Below are 11,397 nucleotides of genomic sequence, written 5' to 3'. Positions count from 1 at the left end.
GTGTCCGCCCGCAGCGGTTGGCGCGTCAACGAACAGTCAGTCGGTATCCGCCCCCATCGCGCCGTTCCGAGGACGGACACCCCCCGACACGTCCCCGACCCACCACCCGGCGAGACGCGCCTACCGCACCAGACACGGCCGCTTGCCGTCGAACTCCCACCCCGGAACCAGGTACCGCATCCCCACCGCATCGTCCCGCGCCCCCAGCGCCTTCTCCCGGTACAGCTCGTGCGCCGCGAGAAGCCGGTCCATATCGAGCCGCACACCCAGCCCCGGAGCATCCGGAACCGCGACCTCGCCGTCGACGATGCGGGGCGGGGAAACAGTGAGCCGCTCCAGCCCCTCCTGCCAGATCCAGTGCGTGTCCAGCGCGTTGTACTCCCCCGGAGCCGCGGCCCCGCAGTGCGTCACCATCGCCAGCGAGATGTCGAAGTGGTTGTTCGAGTGGCACCCCCACGTCAACCCCATCGCGTTGCACAACTGCGCCACCCGCACCGACCCCCGCATCGTCCAGAAGTGCGGATCGGCCAGCGGAATGGACACCGACTGAAGAGCCAGCGCATGCGCCATCTGACGCCAGTCCGTAGCGATCATGTTCGTCGCGGTGGGCAACCCGGTCGCACGACGGAACTCCGCGAGAACCTCCCGCCCCGAGTAACCCCCCTCGGCCCCACACGGATCCTCGGCGTACGCCAACGTTCCCACCAGCGGCCGACACAGCTCAACCGCCTCACGCAGCGACCACGCCCCGTTCGGATCGAGGGTGACCCGCGCCTCGGGAAACCGCGCCTTCAGCGCCCGCACCGCCGCGACCTCCTCCGAACCCGCCAGCACACCCCCCTTGAGCTTGAAGTCCCGGAACCCATACAGGTCGTACGCCGCCTCCGCCTGCCGCACGATCGCCCCCGGCGACAACGCCTCCTCGTGCCGCACCCGGTACCACTCCACGTCCGAGTCCGGCTCCCGGACATACTCCAGATCGGTCCGGTCCGGATCACCCACGTAGAAGAGGTAACCCAGCACCCGCACGGAGTCCCGCTGCTGCCCATCCCCCAGCAGCGCGGCGACCGGCACGTCGAGATGCTGCCCGAGAAGGTCGAGCAGCGCCGACTCCACCGCGGTCACCGTATGAACCGTGGTCCGCAGATCGAACGTCTGGGCACCCCGCCCACCGGCGTCACGGTCGGCGAACCGCTCCCCGATCTCCCGCAGCACCCGCTGGTAGTCACCCACCTTGGCCCCGACGACGAGCGACTCGGCATCCCGCAGCGTCCGCGTGATCTTCTCCCCGCCGGGCACCTCCCCCAGCCCGGTACGCCCCTCGGAATCAGTGAGAACGACGACGTTGCGAGTGAAGTACGGCCCGTGCGCACCGGAGAGGTTCAGCTCCATGCTGTCCCTCCCGGCGACGGGATAGACGGCGAACCCGGTGACGATCGGCTGGCTGCTGCTGCTCATGCTGGTCCAAGTCCCTTGTGTCATGGATGAATCGGTCTACAGCCCAAAGACGTCCAGCGCCCACTCGACGGCCAGCACACCCCCCAGCCCGAGCACCGCGAGCACCGTCGTATAGGACGTACGCACCTTGATCGCCTCGACGACGGACAGGTTGAAGTACTCCTTGAACAGCCAGAACCCGGGGTCGTTCACATGCGAGAACGCGATGGAGCCGCACGCCACGGCCAGTACCATCACCTCCGGGTGCACCCCACTCCCCGCCAGCAGCGGCAGCGCCACACCTGAGGCCGTGACCACGGCGACCGTGGCCGAGCCGAGCGCGATGCGGAGGATGACGGCGACGAGCCAGGCGAGGACGATCGGCGAGATGGACCAGCCGTCGGTGACGTCCTTGATGTAGTCGGAGATACCGCCCTCGACGAGGACATTCTTGAAGGCCCCGCCCGCGCCGATCACCAGCAGGATCATCGCCATCGCCTGGGCCGCCGAGGCACAGGAGGTGCCGACGTCGCTCAGGCTCCGCCCGATCCGCGGCCCGAACACCCAGATCGCCAGGCACAGGGTCAGCAGCAGGGCGATCGGCGCCGACCCGACGAAGGCGACGACGTGCAGGAACGGGCTGTCTCCCGAAGCTGCCATGTCGGTCACCGCCGCGGCCACGATCAGCACCACGGGAAACAGCGCCACGAACAGCGACCACCCGAGGCCCGGCATCTCCTCCTCGGTGAACTCGCGCTCGCTGACCAGCCCCTTGGGGATGCTGGGCGTCATCCGGGCGACGAACGGAAGACGCGGCCAGGCCAGGGCTATGAGCGCCCCGGCGGGTACGGCGATGAACAGGCCGTAGAACAGCGTCAGTCCGACGGACGCGTGGAACGTCGCGGCGACGGCGGTGGGACCGGGGTGCGGCGGCAGGAAGCTGTGCATGGTGGACAGGGCGATGGACATCGGCAGCCCGACCCACAGCAGCTTCGCGCCGGTGACCCTGACCAGCGTGAACGCGATCGGCACGATGATGACGAACGCGACCTCGTAGAACATGGTCACGCCGATGAGCATGGACGTGACCACCATGGCCACCTGGACCCACCGCGGCCCGAAGGCGTCGAGGAGCTTGCCGGCTATGCGCTGTGCGGCGCCCGAATCCCCCATCACCCGGCCGACCATGGCACCGAGTCCGATGGTCAGCATCGTGTCGCCGATCTGGTCCCCGATGCCCTCGGAGAGGACGTCCGGGATGGTCGCCACCGGAATGCCACGGACCAGCGCGACACCCACCGCGACGAGCAGCAGGGCCGCGAAGCCGTTCATTCTCAGCCGGGTCATGAGGAGGAGCAGGACCAGAACGCTGATCCCGACTACAAGCAGAGGCAAGGCAGTTCCCCTTTGAACTGGTGGGAGCTCTGAACTGGTGGGGCTCTCATCCCCGTATGCAGATGGCGTCCACGTATGCAGATGGAGGCTAAGTGCGTGAACGGAGTGGGTCAATGGCCCGGGCGATCACAGATTGATGTGCGCGATCAGCGCGGACCTACGATGAGCCCATGGAGGAGAGCAGAGGCGTCCGCGGCGTGAAGTCGGCGGCCAGAACCGTCGCGCTGCTGGAACTGCTCGCGGAGCGGGGCGAACAGCCCTCGCGCCTCGACCAGCTCGCGGAGGACCTCGGCGTACCGCGCAGCAGCATGTACCAGTTGCTCCAGACGCTCGTCGACTCCGGCTGGGTCCGCACCGACGCCACCGGCTCCCTCTACGGCATCGGGATCCGCGCGCTGCTCACCGGCACCGGCTATCTCGACGGGGACCGCCGCATCCGGGTGGTCCGGCCGTATCTGAACGAGGCGTCGGACGCGCTCGGCGAGACGATCCACATGGCACGGCTCGACGGCCGGGACGTCGTCTACCTGGCCACCCGCGAGTCCCACGAGTATCTGCGCACCATCAGCCGGGTCGGCCGCCGTGTCCCGGCCCATGCCGGCGCGCTGGGCAAGGCGCTGCTCGCCGAACGCGCCGACGACGAACTCCCCCTCACCGACGGGCCGTTGACCGTCCTCACGGAGAACACGCACACCGACCGCGCCGCCCTGCTCGCCGACCTGGCCCGGGTGCGCGAGCGCGGCTACTCCATCGACCGCGAGGAGACGGTGCCGGGCATCGCCGGCTTCGGCTTCGCCCTGCGCTACGGAACACCGGCCGTCGACGCGATCAGCTGCTCGGTCCCGGTGGCCCGGCTGACCCCGGAGCACGAGACCCGCATCGTGTCCGTGATGCAGGAGGTCCGAGCGAAGATCGAGTCACAACTGCCACCGGTCTCGGGCGTACCCGACTGGCGCTAGGGCCGACCTGCCCACCGTCCACCACACGAGAAAAGTGCCGGTCACATGGTCGTGACCAGCACTCTCCCCACACCGCTCAGAATCAGGCGCGCATCCCGCTCAGCCGGTCGCCCCGTCCGGCAGGACCCCCGCCCGGAACGGCTCCACACCTTCGAGCGTCCGCACCCGCGTCGGCTCGATCAGCAGCATCACCCGGCGCTCGCCGGGCAGCATCCACGGATACCGGTCCTGCCCGAGGTACTTGCGCGTCAGCCGGTCCATGCCCCGCTCCGCCTCCTCGCCCTCCACGAACCGGACGACCTTCCCCCGGATCTCGGCCCGGTCGTACGGGTTCTCCGGGTCGTGGTGGGACAGCGAAACGTACGGATTGCGCCGCAGATTCTCCTCCTTCACCCGCCCGATCGAGGTGTTGACCATGACGCACTCGTCTTCGATGTCCGCCCACATGGGCGATACCTGAGGCGCTCCGTCCGCCCCCACCGTCGCGAGATGCCAGAAGTTCGGCGCGAGAAGTCGCTCGCGAATATGCCCGTTGAGCTTGCCGTTCACGTAAGTCACTGCCTTTCCGGGCCCATGATCACCAGGCCCGGGGTCATCCCTACCCTCAACCCGCCCCGACCGACAAGCCGATCTTCGGCCCCGGCCGAACCCGCCGGTAGCCGTAGCTTCCTACAATCCGTGATCCTGGCCGAACAGACCGTAGTCAGCGCAGCCCCGTCCCCCTAGCTTGTGGCGCGTGCGCCGACCTTCAGCCCGCCCGAGCCAGCCCGCTCCCACTCCCCATCCGCAGTCCGCCCCCACGGCCCCGCCCTTCAACGCCCCGGCCGCCCGCCGCCTGCGCGCCGCCCTCGGCATGACACCCGAGCACGTCGCCCACGGCATGCGCGTCTCCTACGGACACCCCCGCGTCACCCCGGACCACGTCATCGACTGGGAGCGCGGGGCCTCGGCCCCGTCCAACTCCGAACTCACCGCCCTCGCGGGCGTGTTGTGGTGCTCCCCCGGCGAACTCATCGGCAGACCCCGCACCCTGCGCGAGCACCGCATCGCCCGCTGCCTCGCCCCGGAGGACGTGGCCCGGACCGTGGGACACGAGGTCCACGCGTATCTGCGCATGGAGGAGACCGACACCTGGCGCGGCACGGACCGCCAGTCCGGCGCCCTCGCCGACATACTCGGCCTGTGCCTGCGCGACTTCGTCACCGTCACGGGCCGGAACGCCAAGCTCGGCGACCTGCTGCGCAGCGCGGTCAGCACCCGCTGGCAGGCCTACGTGCGCCCGGTGGCCAAACTCGTGCCCCTGGACCGGCCGTTCCTGGAGGGCGCCCTGCGGGCGCTGCACGAGGACTACCAGGGCCACATGGCCGCCACCCTGAGCTGGGGCGGCGGCAGCAGCGACGCGGGCGGCACCGCCCGCGACTTCCTCGACCGGATCGTCGAACACTTCTGGACGAGGATCCAGGAAAGCCCGACCGGGAGCACCGGGAGCACCGGCGCCTAGAACACCGACTCGGCCTCGTCCATCCGGTCCTTCGGCACCGTCTTCAGCTCGGTCACGGCTTCCGCGAGCGGCACCATCACGATGTCCGTCCCGCGCAGCGCGGTCATCCGGCCGAAGCGGCCCTGGTGCGCCGCCTCCACCGCGTGCCAGCCGAACCGCGTGGCGAGCACCCGGTCGTAGGCGGTCGGTGAGCCGCCGCGCTGGACGTGGCCGAGAATGACCGGCTTGGCCTCCTTGCCGAGCCGGCGCTCCAGCTCATGGGCGAGTGCCGCGCCGATGCCCTGGAAGCGCTCGTGGCCGAACTTGTCGATCGCGCCCTTGCCGTAGTCCATGGTGCCGTCCGCGGGGTGGGCGCCCTCGGCGACGGCGACGACCGCGAACTTCTTGCCGCGGGCGAAGCGCTCCTCGACCATCTTGACGAGATCGGCCGGATCGAACGGACGCTCCGGCAGACAGATGCCGTGCGCACCCGCCGCCATGCCGGACTCCAGCGCGATCCACCCGGCGTGCCGCCCCATGACCTCCACCACCATCACCCGCTGGTGGGACTCGGCGGTCGTCTTCAGACGGTCCATCGCCTCGGTGGCGACGCCCACCGCCGTGTCGAAGCCGAAGGTGCGGTCCGTGGAGGAGATGTCGTTGTCGATCGTCTTCGGGACGCCCACGACGGGCAGGCCCGCGTCGCTCAGCATGCGCGCGGCCGTCAGCGTGCCCTCGCCGCCGATCGGGATCAGCGCGTCGATGCCGAACTCGTGGATCATGTCGGAGGCGTTCTCGCAGGCCTCACGGAGCCGGTCGCGCTCCAGCCTGGACGACCCCAGGATCGTGCCGCCGCGGGCCAGGATGCCGCTGACCGCGTTCAGGTCGAGGGCGCGGTAGCGGCCGTCCAGCAGGCCCGAGTAGCCGTCCTCGAAGCCGATGACCTCGTCGCCGTAGTTGTCGACCGCCCGGTGCACGACCGACCGGATCACGGCGTTCAGGCCGGGGCAGTCGCCGCCTGCGGTGAGAACTCCGATACGCATCGTGCTGTGTCTCCTGCTCGCTGTTGACACCGGTGAGCTTCTGCCGATTGTTTCACGCTCCCCAGCCCGGCGGGGTACCCCGACTCTGACGGGCGCCTTATCCATCGGCGGAGGTATTGTCAAGGCGGTTCCGCTCACCTCGATGGGCGATTTTTCGACGTCCCACAGAGACAGCTCAAGAGTCATCCCACAGAGACACCACTGAGAACATGCCACTGAGACGAAACGGAGAGCGCGCGTGACCCGCAGCGTGTACGTGACCGGCATCGACCGCGGCGACGGGCGCCAGGTCGTCGAACTGGGGGTCATGGAGCTCCTCACCCGGCAGGTCGACCGGGTCGGCGTCTTCCGTCCCCTCGTCCACGACGGGCCCGACCGCCTCTTCGAGCTGCTGCGCGCCCGCTACCGGCTCACCCAGGACGCGGCGACCGTCTACGGCATGGACTACCACGAGGCGTCCGCCCTCCAGGCCGAGGCGGGCACGGACGAGCTGGTGTCCACGCTCGTCGAACGGTTCCACCTGGTGGCCCGCGAGTACGACGTGGTCCTGGTCCTCGGCACCGACTTCGCCGACACCCAGCTCCCGGACGAGCTGTCGCTCAACGCCCGGCTGGCGAACGAGTTCGGCGCGTCCGTGATCCCGGTCGTGGGCGGCCGCAAGCAGACCGTCGAGTCGGTGCTCGCCGAGACGCGCAACGCCTACCGGGCCTACGACACGCTGGGCTGCGACGTCCTGGCCATGGTCACCAACCGGGTCGCCCGCGAGGACCGCGACGAGATCGCCCGCCGGCTCGACTCCCGGCTCCCCGCGCCCTGTTACGTCCTGCCCGACGAGCCCGCGCTGTCCGCGCCGACCGTCTCGCAGATCAGCCACTCCCTCGGCGGCAGGGTCGTCCTCGGCGACGACTCGGGGCTCGCCCGGGACGTGCTCGGCTTCGTCTTCGGCGGTGCGATGCTGCCGAACTTCCTGGGCGCCCTGACCCCGGGCTGCCTCGTCGTCACCCCGGGCGACCGGGCCGACCTGGTCGTCGGCGCGCTCGCCGCGCACAGCGCCGGCACCCCGCCGATAGCCGGCGTGCTGCTCACCCTGGACGAGGTGCCCGGCGCGGACATCCTCACCCTCGCCGACCGCCTCGCGCCGGGCACCCCGGTGCTGTCGGTGACCGGCACCAGCTTCCCCACCGCCGAGCAGCTCTTCTCCCTGGAGGGGAAGCTGAACGCGGCCACCCCGCGCAAGGCGGAGCGGGCACTCGGCCTGTTCGAGCGGTTCGCCGACACCGGCGAGCTCACGCGCCGGGTCTCCGCGCCCAGCAGCGACCGCGTCACGCCGATGATGTTCGAGCACAAGCTGCTGGAGCAGGCCCGCTCCGACCTGCGCCGCGTGGTGCTGCCCGAGGGCACCGAGGAGCGTGTGCTGCACGCCGCCGAGGTGCTGCTGCGCCGGGGCGTGTGCGAGCTGACCCTGCTCGGCCCGGTCGACCGGATCCGCAAGAAGGCCGCCGACCTGGGCATCGACCTCGGCGAGTCCCAGCTCATCGACCCGGCCGCCTCCGACCTGCGCGACGCCTTCGCCGAGCAGTACGCGGCCCTGCGCGCCCACCGGGGCGTCACCGTGGAGCTGGCGTACGACGTGGTCTCCGACGTGAACTACTTCGGCACGCTGATGGTCCAGGAGGGCCTCGCCGACGGCATGGTCTCGGGCTCGGTGCACTCCACGGCCGCGACCATCCGCCCGGCCTTCGAGATCATCAAGACCAAGCCGGACGCCGCCATCGTCTCGTCCGTGTTCTTCATGTGCCTGGCCGACAAGGTCCTCGTCTACGGCGACTGCGCGGTCAACCCCGACCCGAACGCCGAGCAGCTCGCGGACATCGCCATGCAGTCGGCGACCACGGCGGAGCAGTTCGGCGTGGAGCCGCGCATCGCGATGCTGTCGTACTCCACCGGCACCTCCGGCTCCGGCGCCGATGTCGACAAGGTGCGCGAGGCGACCGAGATCGTGCGCTCGCGCCGGCCCGACCTGAAGATCGAGGGCCCGATCCAGTACGACGCCGCCGTGGAGCCGTCGGTCGCGGCGACCAAGCTGCCCGGCTCCGAGGTCGCCGGGCAGGCCAGCGTGCTGATCTTCCCCGACCTGAACACCGGCAACAACACCTACAAGGCCGTGCAGCGCTCGGCCGGCGCGATCGCCGTCGGCCCGGTGCTCCAGGGTCTGCGCAAGCCGGTCAACGACCTGTCCCGGGGCGCCCTCGTCCAGGACATCGTCAACACCGTCGCCATCACGGCGATCCAGGCACAGTCCCCGGCCCCGTCCCCGAGTGAGAAGGCAACCGCCCAGTGAGCCCGTCCCGCGTCCTCGTCCTCAACTCCGGCTCCTCGTCGCTGAAGTACCAGTTGCTCGACATGGGCGACAGCAGCCGGCTGGCGGTGGGGCTGGTCGAACGCATCGGTGAGCAGTCCTCGCGACTCAAGCACACCCCGGCGGGCGGCGAGAGCCGGGAGCGCGGCGGCGCGATCGCCGACCACGACGCCGCGCTGAAGGCCGTGGCCGAGGAACTCGCCAAGGACGGTCTCGGTCTGGACTCGCCCGAACTGGCCGCGATCGGGCACCGGGTGGTGCACGGCGGGAAGTCCTTCACCGAGCCGACCGTCGTCGACGACGCCGTGCTCACCGAGATCGAGCGGCTCATCCCGGTGGCCCCGCTGCACAACCCGGCCAACCTCACGGGCATCCGCACGGCGCAGGCGCTGCGGCCCGACCTGCCGCAGGTCGCCGTCTTCGACACCGCGTTCCACACGACCATGCCGGAGTCGGCCGCCCGCTACGCGATCGACGTGAAGACGGCCGACGAGCACCGCGTGCGGCGCTACGGCTTCCACGGCACCTCGCACGCCTATGTCTCCCGGGCCACCGCCGAGCTGCTGGACAAGGACCCGGCCGAGACGAACGTGATCGTGCTGCACCTGGGCAACGGGGCGTCCGCCTCGGCCGTGCGGGGCGGCAAGTGCGTGGACACCTCCATGGGGCTGACGCCTTTGGAGGGGCTCGTGATGGGTACGCGCTCGGGAGACATGGACCCGGCCGTCATCTTCCATTTGATGCGTGTTGGTGGAATGTCCGCGGACGAGATCGACACTCTTCTCAACAAGAAGAGCGGTCTGATCGGTCTGTGCGGCGACAACGACATGCGGGAGATCCGCCGTCGCGTCGACGAGGGCGACGAGCGGGCGGAGCTGGCGTTCGACATCTACATTCACCGCCTGAAGAAGTACATCGGTGCCTATTACGCCGTGCTCGGTCGGGTGGACGCGGTCGCCTTCACCGCCGGTGTCGGCGAGAACGCTGCCCCCGTACGGGAGGCCGCCCTGGCGGGCCTGGAGGAGCTGGGCCTGGTGGTGGACGGCGAGCGCAACGCCGTACGCGGCGACGAGGCGCGGCTGGTCTCGCCCGACGGCGCCCGGGTGGCGGTGGCGGTGGTACCTACTGACGAGGAATTGGAGATCGCGACACAGACCTACGCGCTGGTAATTGGTTCGGGGAATCACACCTGAGCGGCATCCCGCCCTTTTGTATTTTCCGCCAGACGGAATATTCCGTTGCGAAACAAACCGATAGGATCGCCCCCATGCGCCGTTCGAAAATCGTCTGTACTCTCGGCCCCGCGGTCGACTCCCACGAGCAGCTTGTCGCGTTGATCGAAGCCGGTATGAACGTGGCCCGCTTCAACTTCAGCCACGGCACGCACGCCGAGCACCAGGGCCGGTACGACCGGGTCCGTGCCGCCGCCAAGGAGACCGGCCGGGCCATCGGTGTCCTCGCCGACCTCCAGGGCCCGAAGATCCGCCTGGAGACCTTCGCCGAAGGTCCCGTGGAGCTGGTGCGCGGTGACGAGTTCACCATCACCACCGACGACGTCCCGGGCGACAAGACGATCTGCGGGACGACCTACAAGGGTCTGCCCGGCGACGTGACCAAGGGCGACCAGGTCCTGATCAACGACGGCAACGTCGAGCTGAAGGTCACCGAGGTCGAGGGCCCCCGGGTGAAGACGATCGTCATCGAGGGCGGCGTCATCTCCGACCACAAGGGCATCAACCTGCCCGGCGCGGCCGTCAACGTGCCCGCGCTGAGCGAGAAGGACATCGAGGACCTCCGCTTCGCGCTGCGCATGGGCTGCGACCTGGTCGCGCTGTCGTTCGTCCGCGACGCCAAGGACGTCCAGGACGTGCACCGCATCATGGACGAGGAGGGCCGCCGGGTCCCGGTCGTCGCCAAGGTGGAGAAGCCGCAGGCGGTGCAGAACATGGAGGACGTCGTGATGGCGTTCGACGGTGTGATGGTCGCCCGCGGTGACCTCGCCGTCGAGTACCCGCTCGAGAAGGTCCCCATGGTGCAGAAGCGCCTGATCGAGCTCTGCCGGCGCAACGCCAAGCCGGTGATCGTGGCGACCCAGATGATGGAGTCGATGATCACCAACTCCCGTCCGACCCGCGCCGAGGCCTCCGACGTGGCCAACGCGATCCTGGACGGCGCCGACGCGGTCATGCTGTCCGCCGAGTCGAGCGTGGGCGCGTATCCGATCGAGACGGTCAAGACGATGTCGAAGATCGTCTCCGCGGCCGAGCAGGAGCTGATGTCCAAGGGCCTGCAGCCGCTCGTCCCGGGCAAGAAGCCGCGGACGCAGGGCGGTTCGGTGGCCCGCGCCGCGTGCGAGATCGCCGACTTCCTCGGCGGCCGGGGCCTGGTGGCCTTCACCCAGTCCGGCGACACCGCCCGCCGGCTGTCCCGCTACCGCGCCCAGCAGCCGATCATCGCCTTCACCACCGACGAGGGCACCCGCAACCAGATGGCGCTGAGCTGGGGCGTGGAGCCGTACGTGGTGCCGTTCGTGAACAGCACCGACGAGATGGTCGACCTGGTCGAGCAGGAGCTGGTCAAGCTGAACCGCTTCAACGACGGCGACATCGTGGTCATCACCGCCGGTTCGCCCCCCGGCGTCCCCGGCACCACCAACATGGTCCGCGTCCACCACCTGGGCGAAGCCAAGTCCTGACCCGCAAAGGGCCGTGAAGGCCCCTGAAC

At 69.6% G+C, this 11,397-nt stretch carries 9 protein-coding genes; 5 read left to right on the top strand and 4 right to left on the bottom strand.

Annotated features, from left to right (window positions below; genetic code table 11):
* Window positions 1-120: 120 nt before the first annotated feature.
* On the bottom strand, window positions 121-1,458 hold the full coding sequence (locus tag ACFTZL_RS32005) for an enolase C-terminal domain-like protein (RefSeq protein ID WP_382589799.1): 1,338 nt from the start codon (window positions 1,456-1,458) through the stop codon (window positions 121-123).
* Window positions 1,459-1,494: 36 nt separating this feature from the next.
* Window positions 1,495-2,832 carry a gluconate:H+ symporter gene (locus tag ACFTZL_RS32000; RefSeq protein ID WP_382589795.1) on the bottom strand — a complete coding sequence of 446 codons (1,338 nt, stop codon included), beginning with the start codon at window positions 2,830-2,832 and terminating at the stop codon, window positions 1,495-1,497.
* Window positions 2,833-3,002: 170 nt separating this feature from the next.
* On the opposite strand from ACFTZL_RS32000, the gene ACFTZL_RS31995 reads away from it, so the two are divergent.
* Complete coding sequence (locus ACFTZL_RS31995; RefSeq protein ID WP_382589792.1) at window positions 3,003-3,791, top strand: IclR family transcriptional regulator; 789 nt, start codon at window positions 3,003-3,005, stop codon at window positions 3,789-3,791.
* A gap of 99 nt (window positions 3,792-3,890) precedes the next feature.
* On the opposite strand, the gene ACFTZL_RS31990 is transcribed toward ACFTZL_RS31995, so the two are convergent.
* Window positions 3,891-4,349: a PPOX class F420-dependent oxidoreductase gene (locus ACFTZL_RS31990; RefSeq protein WP_382589789.1), complete on the bottom strand. Its 459-nt coding sequence runs from the start codon at window positions 4,347-4,349 to the stop codon at window positions 3,891-3,893.
* Between the two features lie 169 nt (window positions 4,350-4,518).
* Between ACFTZL_RS31990 and ACFTZL_RS31985 the strand changes: the two genes are divergently transcribed.
* Window positions 4,519-5,292 carry a helix-turn-helix domain-containing protein gene (locus ACFTZL_RS31985; protein ID WP_382589786.1) on the top strand — a complete coding sequence of 258 codons (774 nt, stop codon included), beginning with the start codon at window positions 4,519-4,521 and terminating at the stop codon, window positions 5,290-5,292.
* On the opposite strand, the gene ACFTZL_RS31980 is transcribed toward ACFTZL_RS31985, so the two are convergent.
* The gene (locus ACFTZL_RS31980; RefSeq protein WP_382589783.1) at window positions 5,289-6,314 is read right to left on the bottom strand and encodes an ATP-dependent 6-phosphofructokinase; all 1,026 of its coding nucleotides are present in this window, start codon (window positions 6,312-6,314) and stop codon (window positions 5,289-5,291) included. The genes ACFTZL_RS31985 and ACFTZL_RS31980 overlap by 4 nt on opposite strands.
* A gap of 238 nt (window positions 6,315-6,552) precedes the next feature.
* On the opposite strand from ACFTZL_RS31980, the gene pta reads away from it, so the two are divergent.
* From pta to pyk, 3 genes are all read left to right on the top strand, one after another.
* Window positions 6,553-8,655, top strand: coding sequence for a phosphate acetyltransferase (gene pta, locus ACFTZL_RS31975; protein ID WP_382589780.1), 2,103 nt, complete (start codon window positions 6,553-6,555; stop codon window positions 8,653-8,655).
* Window positions 8,652-9,866, top strand: a complete 1,215-nt coding sequence (locus ACFTZL_RS31970) for an acetate kinase (RefSeq protein WP_382589777.1) — start codon at window positions 8,652-8,654, stop codon at window positions 9,864-9,866. The genes pta and ACFTZL_RS31970 overlap by 4 nt, the downstream gene beginning before the upstream one ends.
* A 74-nt stretch (window positions 9,867-9,940) precedes the next feature.
* Entirely contained in the window at window positions 9,941-11,368 is a 1,428-nt protein-coding gene (gene pyk / locus ACFTZL_RS31965; protein ID WP_382589774.1) for a pyruvate kinase, read from the top strand.
* Window positions 11,369-11,397: the final 29 nt, after the last annotated feature.

Source organism: Streptomyces sp. NPDC056948 (assembly GCF_042674225.1).
Classification (GTDB): Bacteria; Actinomycetota; Actinomycetes; order Streptomycetales; family Streptomycetaceae; genus Streptomyces; species Streptomyces purpurascens.
The sequence above is the reverse complement of the archived record's forward strand: the minus strand, read 5'-3'. Positions and strand labels throughout refer to the sequence as shown.

Coding starts and splice junctions, on each gene's coding strand:
- ACFTZL_RS32005 (WP_382589799.1), bottom strand. CDS start 1,458: ATGAGCAGCAGCAGCCAGCCGATCGTCACCGGGTTCGCCGTCTATCCC.
- ACFTZL_RS31995 (WP_382589792.1), top strand. CDS start 3,003: ATGGAGGAGAGCAGAGGCGTCCGCGGCGTGAAGTCGGCGGCCAGAACC.
- ACFTZL_RS31980 (WP_382589783.1), bottom strand. CDS start 6,314: ATGCGTATCGGAGTTCTCACCGCAGGCGGCGACTGCCCCGGCCTGAAC.
- pyk (WP_382589774.1), top strand. CDS start 9,941: ATGCGCCGTTCGAAAATCGTCTGTACTCTCGGCCCCGCGGTCGACTCC.